The following is a 13,888-nucleotide window of genomic DNA, read 5'->3' as shown; positions in this document are numbered from 1 at the left end:
GCCCCGCCCCCACCGCCCAGACCGCCCCCGACACCGACCGCATCAAGCAGTACCTCGAAGCGCATCGGGCCGCGGCGAAGCCCGGTTCCTGAGCGGCAGCCCTCGGAAGGCGCTCAGCGTGGAGGTGTGAGGAAGCCGTCGACCACGCGGCGGGCCATGTCGGTGGCGTCGGGCTCGCCGAGGCGCAGGGCGGTGTTCGCGGCAGTAAGTACTGCGTCGATCTGGAAGGCCGTGAGGTCGGCGTCCAGGCCGGCGATCTCGCCCGTGTCGACGGCTTCGCGTAGTTCGGTGGCGAGGGTGGTGAGCCAGTCGCGGTGGTGGCCGGACAGGGCGTCGCGGACCTTTCCGGGGCGGCTGTCGAAGTCGGGGAGGTTCGCCGCCCAGAAGCAGCCGCCGGGGAACAGGGGGGTCTCGGCGTAGGCGATCCAGTGCTCGGTGAGTGCGCGCAGGCGGGCGGCGCCGTGCGGGGTGGCGGACGCGGGGCGGATGACCGCGGCGAGGAACGCCTGGCGTGCGGACTCGGCCGCGGCGAGCTGCAGGCGTTCCTTGGTGCCGAACAGGGTCTGGACGCCGCTCTTGCTGAGGCCGAGGTCGGTGGCGAGGCGACCGATGCTGAGTCCGCCCAGGCCCTCCAGTGAGGCTACGTCGGCGGCGTGGCGGGCGATCGTCTGGCGGGACTGTGCGCCGCGCAGGAGGCGTCGGTCGGAGGTCGCCATCCCCGAATCAGCGGGCCCCGAATCAGCGGCCCCCGGACCAGCGGCCCCCGGACCAGCGGCCCTTCGATCAGCGCTCGGTCGCTCCGTCAGTTCGCTCACGGGCTTATCCTGGCACACTCTTGCTGTAAACGTACGACCGATCGTACGTTTACTTCATGACTTCCGAAACGACCTCCGCAGTGAGCTCCACGGCGCCCTCGTTCACCGAGGAGACCGACCCCTTCTGTCTGTCGTCGGCGAGTGGCGCTCGGCTCCTCGCCGACGCACCCTGGCGTCGGTTCGCCGTGATCGGCGACAGCCTCTCGGCGGGGACCGGCGACCCGAGCCCGGGGTACGCCACCCTGGGGTGGGCCGACCGTGTCGCCGACGTGCTGCGTCGCGTACGCCCGGATCTGGCCTACCTGAACACCGCGGAGATCGGGGCGACGACCGCCGCGACCCTGGCGACACAGGGAGACCGGATGGTCGCGTACGGCCCTGATCTGGTGCATCTGCCGTGTGGCGCCAACGACCTGTTCCAGCCGGAGCCCGACTTCGCGGACATCGAGCGGACGATGCGGCGGCTGTTCGAACTCGCCGCGGGCACGGGTGCCCAGATGACCGTCTTCACGCTGGGCAGGGCCTTCGTGGTGCCGAAGTTCCCCGACTGGTCGGACCGGGTGCGCAGGCTCAACGACCTCACCCGCCAGCTGGCCGACGAGCACGGTGCCGTGCTCATCGACATGTGGGACCACCCGGTCAATTCCCGGCCGACGCTGGTGAGCGCCGACCGTATCCACTTCGCCGCCGTGGGGCAGGCCGTACTGGCCGCCGAGGTCGTCAAAGCGCTCGCGGTGCTCCTCGGTGATCCAGGCCGGTCGCGGTCAGAGGTGCGGTCAGAGGCACGGCCAGAGACGGCGTAGGCCGCCTGCCCCAGGCCGTCCGGCCCAGGCCGCCCCCCGCTTCGCTCGATACCATGAGCAGGTCAGTCATCAGTGTCCCCTTGCGACCTGGCTCCCCCCTTCGTCACACCCCGGCCAAGACCATCGGCGCCGAGGAGCGGCCATGCGAGCGAAGCGCCCAGGGAACGGTCGCGGGAACAGCAGCCGCTGGCCGCCCTTCTTCGGGCTGCTGCCGCGGCCGGAGCGCAGCTTCGTCCTGGATGCCCTGCGCACGGAGACCGTCGGCGGAACGATTCTGCTCGCCGCCACCGCCGCCGCACTCATCTGGGCTAACTCCGGGTGGGGCAGTGCCTACGAGTCGGTCCGGGAGGCCCACTTCGGCTTCGGGCCGCTGGATCTGTCCGTACACGAGTGGGCCTCGGACGGCCTGCTGGCGATCTTCTTCTTCGTCGCGGGTGCCGAGCTCAAACGCGAACTGGTGGTCGGCGAGCTGAGCACCGTCGCGCGGGCGGTGCTGCCGGTCGTCGCGGCGCTCAGCGGCATGGTGATCCCAGCGCTCGTGTACGGGCTCGTCGCCACATCGGGCGGCGGCACCTGGAACGGCTGGGCCGTCCCGATGGCCACCGATATCGCCTTCGCCCTCGGTGTCCTGGCGGTGGTCAACACCCATCTGCCCTCCGCGCTGCGGGCCTTTCTGCTCACCCTGGCCGTGGTCGACGACCTGGGCGCCATCATCGTCATCGCGATCTTCTTCACCTCGACGATCAACCTGGCGGCGCTCGGCGGGGCCGTGCTCGGCCTCGGGCTCTTCTACTGGCTGCACCACGTCAGACGCGTACGGGGCTGGTACTGGTATCTGCCGCTCGCCTTCGCCATCTGGGCGCTGATGTACACCAGCGGCGTACACGCCACCGTCGCCGGAGTCGCGCTCGGCCTGATGCTGCGGATCACCCGGCGCGGCTCCCACGACCCGCACCGCAAGGGCACGGCCGAGCACATCGTGCACCTCACCCGGCCGGTGTCGGCCGGGCTCGCGGTCCCGCTGTTCGCCCTCTTCGCCGCCGGGGTGTCAGTCTCGGGCGATACGTTGGCCGAGGTCCTGGGGAGCGCCGAACCCCTCGGCGTGGCGCTCGGCCTGGCGCTCGGCAAGACCGTGGGCATCTTCGGCGGTACGTATCTGGCCGCGCGCTTCACGCGCGCCCAGATCAACCCCGATCTGGCCTGGGCCGACGTGCTGGCCCTGTCGCTGCTCGGGGGTGTGGGTTTCACCGTCTCGCTGCTGATCGGGGAGCTGGCCTACCCCGATCCGGCGCACGCCGAGCCCATCAAGGCCGCCGTACTCCTCGGCTCGCTCGCCGCGGCCCTGGGCGCCTCCGTACTGCTGAAGCTGCGCAATGCCAAGTACCGCAGGCTGTACGAGGCAGAGGCAGAGGCAGAGGCAGAGACAGATGCAGACACAGATGCAGAGACCGGGACGGAGACGGAGGGCGATGAGTGACCCGGGCTGTCCGGCGTTCACCACGTGACCGGCAGCTCCACCAGACCCCCGGTCAGCAGGTCGGCCCGTACCACCAGCTCCTCGACGTCCACCGCGAGCCGCATCTCGGGAAAGCGCCGCAGTAGCTGGCCGAACGCGACCTGGAGCTCCATCCGGGCCAGCGGCGCGCCGACGCAGTACCGCATGCCGTGCCCGAACGTGAGGTGGGACGGCCCCCTGCGGGTGATGTCGAAGCGGTCGGGGTCGGGGTAGACGGCCGCGTCGTGGTTGGCCGCGCCGTTGTCCAGCATCACCAGGTCGCCCGCGCGGATGGTGACGCCGTCGACCACGAGGTCGGTGTGCGCGTAGCGCGGGATGCCGCCGCCGCCCTTGCCCGGCGCACGCAGGATCTCCTCGACCGCGCCCTTGATCAGGTCCGGGTTCTCGCGCAGGGCCTGCGCCTGGCCGGGGTTGGTGAGCAGGAGCAGGGCGCCGAGGCCCAGCTGGACGACGGTGGTCTCATGGCCCGCGAACAGCAGGGCCGTCGACAGCATGGCGATCTCGTCGTCACCGACCTCGTCGTCACCGGCCTTGGCGTCGCCGCCCTCGCCGCCGTCACCGACGCCCTCGGTCGCGCAGAGCCTGGAGATGACGTCGTCGCCGGGTGTGCGGCGCTTCTTGGCCACCAGCTCCTGGCAGTACCCGAACAGGTCGCCGAGACCCTGCTCGGACCTGCCGCGGTCCAGTACGTCGGCGGCGGCCTGGCTCCACGCACGGAACCTGGCGCGGTCCTCGTACGGCACACCGAGCAGCTCGCAGATCACCAGGATCGGCAGCGGGACGGCGAGCGCGGCGAGCAGGTCGGCCGGGGGCGGCTGTCGTACGAGATCGTCCAGGAGCTCGGACGTCAGGGTCTCCACGCGGGACCGGAAGGCCCGCATCCGCCCCGGTGTGAAGTGCGGCTGTAGGAGGGAGCGCATCCGCTGGTGGTCGGCGTGTTCGGTCGCGTGGTTGCCCAGCGGGCCCCCGAACAGGGCCGATTCCCCGGAGCGTGCCGCGTTCTCCGGGTCGGGGTGTGACCGGCCGAGCCGGTCGTCGTCCAGCAGCTGGCGCACCTCTTCGTAGCCGGTGACCAGCCAGGCAGGGTCGCCGACGCGGGTGCGGATCTCGTGCACGGCGCCCTGGGTCCGCAGCTCGCGCAGCTGGGGCGGTACGTCCAGCGGGCCGCCGGGCTGGTCGAAGGGCAGGTGGGCGATGCTCATCGCGAGCTCCCTTGTAGATGCTGGTTTGTATACTCTGCCTTAAACAAGGCTACTTGTATACTCGTAAGGCAACAAGTGGGCTACGGGACTTTGGAGAGCGCGATGGGGGCCGAACCGGTCAAGCGGATGCGGCGCGCCGAGCGGCGCGAGCAGATCCTGGACGCCGCGACCCGGGCCTTCGCGCGCTCCGGCTTCACGGCCACCGGCCTCGACGACGTCGCCACCGAGGCGGGCCTCACCCGCGTCATGCTCTACCGGCACTTCGAGTCGAAGGCGGACATGTACCGCGCGGCCCTGGACCGCGCCTGCGCCCGGCTGGCCGACCAGGTCGGCAGCGACGACTTCGGGGACGACTCGATCCCGGCCCTGCTCCGAGCCGCGGCGGCCGACCCCGACGCCTTTCGGCTGCTGTTCCAGCACGCCGCCAGGGAGCCGGAGTTCCGGGATCTGATCGACACGCTCACCGCCGCGTCGGCCGAGGTCGCGCGCCGCAACCTCGCTCAGCGCATCCCCGATGGCCCCTGGCTCGACTGGGCGGCCCGGGTGATCCCCGCCGTCACCACCGAGGCCGTCATCGGCTGGCTGGACGCCGGACAGCCCGACCCGGACCAGGCGGCCGAGCGCATCAGCCGGGTGGTGCACGGGGTCATCGAGGCCGCGCATCCCCCTGCCGCGGAGGGGCCCTGACTTACGCTCATCACCGACAGGATCTTGGTCACGGAAGACGACCGATGAGCGAGAAAGGCGATCGATGAGCGAGATATGTGTCATCGGCGGCAGCCGGTACTTCGGCAAGCGCCTGATTGAGCAGCTGCACGCCGCGGGACACCAGGTGAGCGTCGTCAACCGCGGCTCCACCACGCCGCCTTCGGGCGTCACCCACCTCGTCGCCGACCGGAACGACGAGGCGGCGCTCGCCGCGGCGCTCGGCTCCCGTACCTTCGACGTGGTCGTCGACCAGGTCTGCTACACCCCGTTGCAGGCGGCGATCGCCGCGCGCGTCTTCGGCGGGCGGGCCGGGCGGTACGTCATGACCTCCACCATCGAGGTGTACGACCCCGCGACCCTCACCGAGCCCGCGGCCGCAGGCGCCGTACGCCTCGCGGCTCCTGGTGAGCCGGTGCGGGAGCCGGTGCCGGAGACGGTGGTGGACCCGGAGGTCTGGCCGGTGCGGCTCGAACTCCCCTGGGGCGACGACGACTTCCTGGAGGCGCACTACGCCGAGGGCAAGCGCCAGTCGGAGGCCGTCTTCGCGCGCGAGAGCGGGCTGCCGTTCGTCTCCGTACGCAGCACCCATGTACTGGGCGGTGGCGCCGAGGAGTTCACCGGGCGCCTGGACCACTACGTACAACGCATCCTGAAGGGCGAGGAGATCGCCGTACACGCCGAGACCGTGCCCACGGTCTTCACGCATCACCAGGAGATCGCGGACGTGCTGCGGTGGGCGGCGGAAGCCGAGTTCACCGGGCCGGTCAACGCCTGCTCGCACGGGCCGCTGGAGGTGCGCGAGCTGTGCCGTCTGATCGCCGGTCAGGCGGGGCGGGAGCCGGTCTACCGGATCGACGCGGACAACGCGTCGCCGTTCTCGTACGACCGCCACTACGCGATGAGCAACTCCCGTGCGGAGGAACTGGGGTTCAGCTTCTCGCACACCGCCGACTGGCTGCCTGGGGCTGTCGCCGAGGCCCTCGCGGCGTAACTCCCGGCCTTTCGAGATTCTCCATATTCGAGACGTCATTCGAGACGTCATTCGAGACGTAGTTCGAGACGTAAGGAGCGGCACTCGTGCAGTACCGCAGCATCGGCTCCGCCGCCGTCAGCGCGATCGGCCTCGGCGCCATGCCCCTGTCCATCGAGGGGCGGCCCGCCGAAGACCGCGCCGTCGCCACCGTGCACGCGGCGCTGGACGCCGGTGTGACGCTGATCGACACCGCCGACTCGTACCACTGGCACGCGGACGAGGTGGGCCACAACGAGCAGCTGGTCGCCCGCGCGCTGGCCCAGTACGGCGGCGACACCTCCGAGGTACTCGTCGCGACCAAGGGCGGCCGCGGGCGCCCCGGCGACGGCTCCTGGACGGTCGACGGCACCCCCGAGTACCTCAAGCGCGCCTGCCACGCCTCGCTGAAGCGCCTCGGCACCGACGCGATCGGCCTGTACCAGCTGCACAAGCCGGACCCGGAGGTGCCGTGGGCCGAGTCCGTGGGCGCGCTGAGCGACCTGCTGGCGGAGGGCAGCATCCGCGCGGCCGGGATCTCGAACGTCGACACCGCGCAGATCCGCGAGGCACACGCCCTGCTCGGCGACCGGCTGGTCTCCGTGCAGAACCGCTTCTCGCCCGAGGTACGCGACAGCGAGCCCGAACTGCGGCTCTGCGCGGAGCTCGGGATCGCCTTCCTGCCGTGGAGCCCGCTCGGCGGGATCTCCCGCAGCTCACTCGACGGACCGTCCGCGCCGGCCGGACCGCAGCCCGCGTACGGGGCGTTCCACGAGGTCGCGCACGAGCTCGGGGTCACCCCGCAACAGGTCTGCCTGGCCTGGCTGCTCACCCTCTCACCGGCCGTCGTACCGATCCCGGGGTCCAGCCGTCCGGAGACCGTCCGGGCCTCGGCCATGGCCGCCGACCTGGTGCTGACGCCGGAGCGGACCGCGCGGCTGTCGGCGAGCACCCGGTAGCCGGAGGGTCAGGACGGGGGCGGGGCGGGGCCGGTACCGCCTCAGCCCCCGGTGTGTCACCATCCCCGCATGTCATACGCGGATCGCTATATCGCCGAGGACGAGGAACTGCTGCACGCCACGCGGCAGCACTGGACCGAAATGGTCGGGGAGTTCGTCGTCCTGGTGCTCGTCTGGCTCGTCGCCGGCGCACTGTTGTGGGTGCTGCCGCGCGACGAGGACTGGGGCAAGTACGCCTCCTACGTGGTGCTCGGCGTGGCCCTGGTCGCCTCGGTGTGGTTCTGGCTGCTCCCGCTGCTCAAGTGGCGCAGCACGCTGTACATCCTGACCACCAAGCGCGTCTACAAGCGCAGCGGCTTCCTGACGAAGACGGGCCGCAGCATCCCGCTCGCCCGGGTGAACGACGTGTCGTTCCGGGCCACGCTGTGGGAGCGGATACTGCGCGAGGGGACGCTCAACGTCCAGTCCGCGTCCGAGCAGGGCATGCTCACGCTGAAGCATGTGCCGGACCCGGAGGGCCTGAAGAACATGATCCACCGGGCGGTGGAGGACGAGCAGAACCGCCAGCGGATGGGTGGCATGGGCGGGCCGGGCATGGGCGGCCCCGCGATGGGTGGCCCCGGCGGGATGATGCCGCCTCCGATGGGCTGACGGAGGACGTGCCCCTACGAGGGTGCTCTGCGAGGGACGCGTACTGCCGCGGGGACGTGTCCTACGAGGACACGTACTGCTGCGAGGACGTGCCTACTTGGCGTCCGCGTAGCACTCCACCACAGCCGTGGTGAACGGAAACCGCACCGGAGTCTCGCCGAAGGCGATGCGCCCCGCGAGCTCCGAGGCCTCGTGGATGGCGGCGACCACCTGGTCCGCCTCCTCGGCCGGGCAGTGCACGATCACCTCGTCGTGCTGGAAGAAGACCAGCTCGGCGGAGAGGACCGCGGTGGCCTGGCGAAGCGCGGCGAGCATCAGCAGGGCCCAGTCGGACGCGCTGCCCTGGACGACGAAGTTACGGGTGAAGCGGCCGCGGGCGCGGGTGTTGGTGGAGGCATAGCCGGGCACCCACTCGTCCCCGCGATCCGGGTCCGCGGTCGCCTCGGCCTCCTGGGGGAGGCCCGCCTCGTCATCGGCGTCATCGGCGTCCTCGCGGACGGCGGGTGGACAGGTGCGCCCCAGCCAGGTGCGCACCAGGCGGCCCTCCTCGCCGGCGCGGGCCGCGTCGTCCACGTAGGCCACGGCCGTGGGAAAGCGGCGGCGGAGCAGGGCCAGGTTCTTCAGACCGTCGCCCGAGGTCTGGCCGTAGACGGCGCCGAGCACGGCGAGCTTCGCCATCTCGCGGTCGCCGGAGAAGGCCCGGTCCGACACCGCCTGGTACAGGTCGTCGGTCCGGCCCGCGACCTCCATCAGGCCAGGGTCGCGGGAGATCGCGGCGAGCACCCGGGGTTCCAGCTGGTCGGCGTCCGCGACGACCAGCCGCCAGCCCGGGTCGGCGACCACGGCGCGCCGGATGACCTTGGGGATCTGCAGGGCGCCGCCGCCGTTGGTGACCCAGCGGCCGGTGACCGTGCCGCCCGGCAGGTACTCCGGGCGGAAGCGGCCGTCGCGGACCCAGTCCTGGAGCCAGGACCAGCCGTGCGCCACCCAGACGCGGTACAGCTTCTTGTACTCGATCAGGGGCCGTACGGCGGGGTGGTCGATGCTCTCGATCTCCCAGCGGCGGGTGGAGCTGATCCTGATGCCCGCCTGCCCGAAGGCCTTGACCACGTCAGCGGGCAGGTCGGGCCGCACCCGGCGCCCGAAGGCGGCTGACACCTCGTCCGCGAGCTCGGCCAGGCGGCGCGGCTCGCCGCCGCCCGCGTACCGCTCGCCGAGCAGTTCCCGCAGCACCTCGCGGTGGACGTCCGGGCGCCATGGCAGGCCCGCTTCGTTCATCTCGGCGGCGATCAGCATCCCCGCCGACTCGGCCGCGGTCAGCAGGTGCATGCGGTCCGGGTGCGCGGTCGCCTCGTACCGCCGCAGCTGGTCGGCGTACACCTCAAGGAGCCGGTCGAGTGGCAGGTGCACGGGGCCCGGCTCGAAGAGCGAAGACTGGGCGCCGGGCTCGGCAGCGCGCTGCGGCGGGTCGGGCGGTACGGGCCGCTGGTGCAGCCTGGCCCAGGCGGCGGCCGCCGAACGCGGCTCGCCGAGCCGCCCCTCGTGGCCGAGCAGCAGCAGCTCGGCGTCCTCGACGTCGTAGCACCGCTCGACCCGCACCCCGGCGGCGAGCAGCCCGGGGTAGATCTCCGCCGTCGACTGCCAGACCCACCGCAGCACGTCGGGGCGGGACCGCACGGCCGCCACCAGGTCCGGTTCCTTGATCACATCGCCCGCGGCCCGCCCGCCGGGGTCGAGCGGCACCAGCAGCGCCCCGCCGCCCTCGTCGCCGGAGATCGCCCACCGCGTGCTCATGGGGCGAGTCTGGCACCCGCCACTGACAACCAGCGGAATCCGGACCACGGCGAGATACTGCGTTTTCCCGGGGGATAACCCCCGGACCCCCAGCCGGACAGGCAGGTCAGCCGGGTCAGTCGGCGTGGACATCGCCAGGCAAACCTGAGTAGTTGTCGCAGCGAGTACGGAGGAGTCCGCGATGGAAGCGATCGTCTACGAGGAGTTCGGCGGCCCTGGGGTCCTACGGCTCGCGGACGTCGATGAGCCGCATCCGGGTCCGGGGCAGGTGCGGCTGAAGGTCCAGGCCGCGGCCGTGAACCCCATCGACTACAAGATTCGCTACGGCTGGCTGGAGCAGGTCTTCCGCACGACGCTCCCGGCGACGCCCGGTATGGAGGCGGCCGGGGTGGTCGACGAGGTCGGCGAGGGCGTCAGCGGGATCGCGGTCGGGGACGAGGTGCTCGGTTGGACCGACACCGGGGCCTACGCCGAGTACGCGCTGGCGACGGTGGTGGCCGCGAAGCCGTCCGGCCTCGGCTGGGAGGAGGCCGCGGCGCTCCCGGTGGCGGCGGAGACCGCGCAGCGCGTCCTGGACACGCTGTCCGTCGCGGCGGGGGACACCTTGCTGCTGCACGGCGCGGCGGGCGCGGTCGGCTCGGCGGGCGTCCAGCTGGCGGTGGCCCGCGGCGCGCGGGTCATCGGCACCGCGTCCCCGGCCAACCACGACTATCTGCGCGCCCTGGGCGCCGTGCCGGTCAGCTACGGCGACGGCCTGGTCGCTCGGGTCCGCGAGGTGGCCCCCGAGGGCGTCGACGCGGTCTTCGACGCGGTGGGGCGGGGGGCGCTGGCGGACTCCATCGTGCTGCGGGGCGGCAGCACCGACCGCATCGTCACCATCGCCGACCCGAACGCGCCGGAGCTCGGGGTGGCCTTCTCGCGTGGCGGCGTCCGGGACGCGGCGTCCCTCGCCGCCCACGCCGCGCTCGCCGCGGAGGGCATCCTGCGCGTCCCGGTCGCCGCGCGGTTCCCGCTCGCGGACGCGGCGAAGGCGATGGAGCTGAGCGAGGCGGGCCACGTACGCGGCAAGCTGGTCCTGCTGCCTTGACGTGAGCCCCCACCCCGCCCCGAAAGGCCTCAAACGCCGACCGGGCTGCAACTTGCCGCGTACACCTCGATCGCCGACCGCGGTGCTCGGCCCAGCAGCGTCCGCAAGCTCCCTTCGGCACCGATCTCCGCGCCGTCCAGGAAGCCGCCCGCGATCGCCGAGTACGTACCGACGACCATCGGTACCTGGAAGCCGCGCTCCACCCACCCGGCGGCCGCGTCGCGGGCGTCGGCCAGCGTGCCGGGAGCGTACGAACCGCCGACGGCCGCAGCCAGCTCTCCGCCGCCCACAGCGGCCTCGCCGACCAGCTCGTACACCGCACCGGCATGCGCCGATGGGGCGGTGGCGACGTTGGCCGCCACCTCCGCCAGGTCGTCGCGGGCTACCGCGGCAAGCCGCCCGGCACCCAGTGGCGCGGTGATCGTGCCGTCAGGCCCCGGCGCGGCGACCGCGGCGAGGAACTCCGCGTACAGCCCGTTGCGCAGCACGGTCCACTCCAGGGACGAGGCACGCAGTCGCCGCTCGGTCCAGCGGTGGGCGAGCGCGTACGCCAGGTGGTCGCCGTCGCCGCTCAGACTCGTATAGACGACATGCCTGACCCCGGCCTTCTCGGCCGCCGATATCGCCGCCTCATGCCGCGCGGTCACGACATCGTCCTCACCGAACCCGGCCGAGATCAGCAACAACGTGTCCACCCCGGCGAACCCCTCACCCAGTGACGCCGGATCGTCGAAGTCGATACGCCGCTCACCCGCGGCGGGCTCACGGGTGCCCAGCACCACGTCCTCGCGCCCGGCCAGCCGTCCGGCGATCAGCTTGCCGAGCCCGCCCGAGGCTCCGGTGATCAGCAGCATGGGATGGTTCCCCCTTGGTTCGTGGTTGTCTGCGATGACTGGAACGATCCTCATCGACCGCGTTCGCCAACATAAGGAGGCACTTTCATGTCAGCAGGGCACACCGGGGTAACCGCCCTGGCCGACACGGACCCCGTGATCACATGTGAGACTCCACAGGACGAGTGCGGGGTCCGGGACGTGCTGGACCGGCTCGGCGACAAGTGGTCCGTCTACGTCCTGGTCGAGCTCACCCCGGGGGTACGCCGCTTCAAGGAGCTGCAGCGCGCGATCCCCGGCGGCATCTCGCAGCGCATGCTCACCCTCACGGTGCGCCGCCTGGAGCGCGACGGCATGGTCAAGCGCACCGTCTACCCCACCGTTCCCCCGCAGGTCGAGTACGAACTGACAGAGCTGGGCCGCAGTTTCACGCACCCCGTCAAGGCGCTCGCCGACTGGTCGATCGCGCACCGCCCGGACATCGCCGCGTCCCGCGCCGCGTACGACGTGGCCCACCCCGATTCGGCAGCCCGCTGATGGACGAGTCGGCGGTCGAACGGGCCTTCGCCGCGGCCCTGTACACCGGCGGCGACGACGGTCTCGACCTCGGGGCCTCGCTGCTGGCCGCCGCGCCCGCGCCGGAGACGGGCCGCGAACTGCTGCGCCGTGGCGCGGAGTTCGTCCGGCGCGCCTGGGAGCGCGGCTGGCGGCCCGCCGATGTCGTACGCCTGCTGCGCCGCGAGCTGCCGGATGCTCGCCACACTCGAATCGCCGCCGACCTGATCGCGGCCGAGGCACGCCGCTACTCCCACCTCGAACCCCGCTGGGTCGCGCAACTGCGCGCCCTGGACGCGACGACACCCTGGTGGGGCACCGACGACCTCACCTACGCGGACGCCCTGGCCCGCCGCGAGTCAGCCGACCGCTTCTCCCTGGCCACCGCCCAACTCGAAGTCCTCCGGCTCCTGCTCCGCCTGCCCGCGATCGAGCCGATCGGCCCGGTGCCGGGCGCCCCCGTCCACGTACCGCCCCCGCACCAGGAGTCCGGCCAACCCACCCGCATCCGCGCGCTGCTGGCCAAGGCCGAGGCAACGGACTTCCCCGAGGAAGCCGAGGCACTCACCACCAAGGCACAGGAACTCATGGCCCGGCACAGCATCGACGAGGCACTGCTGGCGGCCAAGGGCGGCCAGGCCAAGGACACCCCCGCCGCCTGCCGCATCGGCGTCGACGCCCCGTACGAGACCGCCAAGGCGATCCTCCTGGACGCGGCCGCGACCGCGAACCACTGCCGCGCGGTGTGGAACGAACCGCTCGGCTTCTCCACACTCATCGGCTTCGAACCCGACCTTGACGCGGTCGAGTTGCTCTACACATCGCTCCTGGTCCAGGGAGACACGGCGATGACCAAGGCCGAGGCGACCCAACGCGCAACCGGCCGCAAGCGCACGAAGACCTTCCGCCAGTCCTTCCTCCTGGCCTACGCCCACCGCATCGGAGACCGCCTCTCCGAAACGGCCACCGAGACCACAGCGGCCGCAGCCGCGTCACTCCTGCCCGTACTGGCCGCCCGCGACGTAGCGGTCACCGACCACACGGGGCGCCTGTTCCCGGAAACGACCACGACACGCATCCGGGGCGCCACGGACCCGGAAGGCTGGCACCACGGCACAGCGGCAGCAGACCGAGCAACAGGCCTGTAGCCACGAGACGAACAGGGCGCAGCCCCACCGGCCCGCAGGCGCGATGGAGTCGGGAAGGGCCGCACGTGGGTGGGCGGGTGCAGCCCCACCGGCCCGCAGACGCCAGGCGGCGGAAGCGAGCAGGTGGGCGGGCGGCGGCAGCNGGCGCTACCGCGCCAGCTGGGGGGGGGGGTGCTGGGCCCCCCCAGCGCGCCCCCGCCCCACAACGAAACAGAACGCACCCCCACGCCGCGCCGAGGCGCGCCGTCAGGGCTGCGGAACCCCCGTCCGCAACCCCCCAGGCAGCTTCCCGTCCTCGGACTTCTGGAACGACTCGTCGCCAAGCCCCTCCCACACGACCTTCATCGAGGTCGCGCCAACCGACGAAACCCGCCCGACCGTGCGCGAGCTGTCGCCCTTGCACACCAGCCGGAACGTCTGGCTCCCCTTGATCTCCCCCACCGACCCGGAACACGTGGTGCCCTGAAGCCCGAACAGCGCGGCCTTCTTGCCATCGACGAGCAGCCCGATCGGCTTGCCGTCGGTCATAGCGACCCAACTGCCGTCCAGACTCCCACCGTCCGCGTCACCGGAGCCGTCACCGGAGCCGTCCCCGCCGCCCGAGCCGCCCGAGCCGTCAGGCGTCTCGCTCGGCCCGACCCCGCTCTCCGAAGGCTTCGCGTCGCCGCCGTCATCGGAGGACCCACCGTCACCGCTGCAGCCGGTCAGGACAAGGGCAGCCGCGACACCAGCGGCAACGGCACAGATACGCAGGCTACGTACGCTCGTCAGCACGGGAAGTCCCCCAGAAGGCAGAAAGGCTCGACGT

General features: G+C 72.0%; 14 protein-coding genes. 9 read left to right on the top strand and 5 right to left on the bottom strand.

Annotated features, from left to right (window positions below; all coding sequences use genetic code 11):
- Positions 1-113: 113 nt before the first annotated feature.
- Complete coding sequence (locus tag U9R90_RS15105; protein WP_411056956.1) at positions 114-716, bottom strand: TetR/AcrR family transcriptional regulator; 603 nt, start codon at positions 714-716, stop codon at positions 114-116.
- Between the two features lie 155 nt (positions 717-871).
- Here U9R90_RS15105 and U9R90_RS15100 point away from each other — a divergent pair, with 155 nt between their 5' ends.
- Together U9R90_RS15100 and nhaA are read left to right on the top strand one after the other, a co-directional pair.
- Positions 872-1,618: an SGNH/GDSL hydrolase family protein gene (locus U9R90_RS15100; RefSeq protein WP_411056955.1), complete on the top strand. Its 747-nt coding sequence runs from the start codon at positions 872-874 to the stop codon at positions 1,616-1,618.
- Between the two features lie 142 nt (positions 1,619-1,760).
- A complete protein-coding gene (gene nhaA / locus U9R90_RS15095) occupies positions 1,761-3,095 on the top strand; it encodes a Na+/H+ antiporter NhaA (RefSeq protein ID WP_411056954.1) in 1,335 nt (444 codons plus the stop codon).
- A gap of 17 nt (positions 3,096-3,112) precedes the next feature.
- On the opposite strand, the gene U9R90_RS15090 is transcribed toward nhaA, so the two are convergent.
- Positions 3,113-4,336 carry a cytochrome P450 gene (locus U9R90_RS15090; protein ID WP_411056953.1) on the bottom strand — a complete coding sequence of 408 codons (1,224 nt, stop codon included), beginning with the start codon at positions 4,334-4,336 and terminating at the stop codon, positions 3,113-3,115.
- Positions 4,337-4,438: 102 nt separating this feature from the next.
- Here U9R90_RS15090 and U9R90_RS15085 point away from each other — a divergent pair, with 102 nt between their 5' ends.
- The 4 genes from U9R90_RS15085 (at position 4,439) to U9R90_RS15070 (ending at position 7,663) form a co-directional block, all read left to right on the top strand.
- Positions 4,439-5,023, top strand: coding sequence for a TetR/AcrR family transcriptional regulator (locus U9R90_RS15085; protein ID WP_411056952.1), 585 nt, complete (start codon positions 4,439-4,441; stop codon positions 5,021-5,023).
- Positions 5,024-5,087: 64 nt separating this feature from the next.
- Complete coding sequence (locus U9R90_RS15080) at positions 5,088-6,035, top strand: NAD-dependent epimerase/dehydratase family protein (RefSeq protein WP_411056951.1); 948 nt, start codon at positions 5,088-5,090, stop codon at positions 6,033-6,035.
- An 86-nt stretch (positions 6,036-6,121) separates the two neighbouring features.
- Positions 6,122-7,012: an aldo/keto reductase gene (locus U9R90_RS15075; protein WP_411056950.1), complete on the top strand. Its 891-nt coding sequence runs from the start codon at positions 6,122-6,124 to the stop codon at positions 7,010-7,012.
- 69 nt (positions 7,013-7,081) lie between these two features.
- Positions 7,082-7,663, top strand: a complete 582-nt coding sequence (locus U9R90_RS15070) for a PH domain-containing protein (RefSeq protein ID WP_411056949.1) — start codon at positions 7,082-7,084, stop codon at positions 7,661-7,663.
- A 93-nt stretch (positions 7,664-7,756) separates the two neighbouring features.
- Here U9R90_RS15070 and U9R90_RS15065 read toward each other — a convergent pair whose 3' ends face one another.
- Positions 7,757-9,457 carry a bifunctional 3'-5' exonuclease/DNA polymerase gene (locus tag U9R90_RS15065; RefSeq protein WP_411056948.1) on the bottom strand — a complete coding sequence of 567 codons (1,701 nt, stop codon included), beginning with the start codon at positions 9,455-9,457 and terminating at the stop codon, positions 7,757-7,759.
- 181 nt (positions 9,458-9,638) lie between these two features.
- On the opposite strand from U9R90_RS15065, the gene U9R90_RS15060 reads away from it, so the two are divergent.
- Positions 9,639-10,544, top strand: a complete 906-nt coding sequence (locus tag U9R90_RS15060; RefSeq protein WP_411056947.1) for an NADP-dependent oxidoreductase — start codon at positions 9,639-9,641, stop codon at positions 10,542-10,544.
- Between the two features lie 29 nt (positions 10,545-10,573).
- On the opposite strand, the gene U9R90_RS15055 is transcribed toward U9R90_RS15060, so the two are convergent.
- A complete protein-coding gene (locus tag U9R90_RS15055; protein ID WP_411056946.1) occupies positions 10,574-11,398 on the bottom strand; it encodes an NAD(P)H-binding protein in 825 nt (274 codons plus the stop codon).
- Between the two features lie 87 nt (positions 11,399-11,485).
- Between U9R90_RS15055 and U9R90_RS15050 the strand changes: the two genes are divergently transcribed.
- Both U9R90_RS15050 and U9R90_RS15045 read left to right on the top strand, forming a co-directional pair.
- Positions 11,486-11,914, top strand: a complete 429-nt coding sequence (locus tag U9R90_RS15050; RefSeq protein WP_411056945.1) for a winged helix-turn-helix transcriptional regulator — start codon at positions 11,486-11,488, stop codon at positions 11,912-11,914.
- Positions 11,914-13,080 (top strand): DUF2786 domain-containing protein, encoded by a 1,167-nt coding sequence (locus U9R90_RS15045; protein ID WP_411056944.1) that lies wholly within the window; start codon positions 11,914-11,916, stop codon positions 13,078-13,080. Before U9R90_RS15050 ends, U9R90_RS15045 begins: the two co-directional genes overlap by 1 nt.
- A gap of 246 nt (positions 13,081-13,326) precedes the next feature.
- Here the strand turns inward: U9R90_RS15045 and U9R90_RS15040 are convergent, their stop codons facing one another.
- Positions 13,327-13,854, bottom strand: a complete 528-nt coding sequence (locus U9R90_RS15040; RefSeq protein ID WP_411056943.1) for a hypothetical protein — start codon at positions 13,852-13,854, stop codon at positions 13,327-13,329.
- Positions 13,855-13,888 lie beyond the last annotated feature (34 nt).

The sequence above is a fragment of the Streptomyces sp. E11-3 genome, assembly GCF_046540415.1.
Taxonomy (GTDB): Bacteria; Actinomycetota; Actinomycetes; order Streptomycetales; family Streptomycetaceae; genus Streptomyces.
Note: the sequence above shows the minus strand (reverse complement) of the source record. Positions and strands in the feature narration are given on the sequence as shown.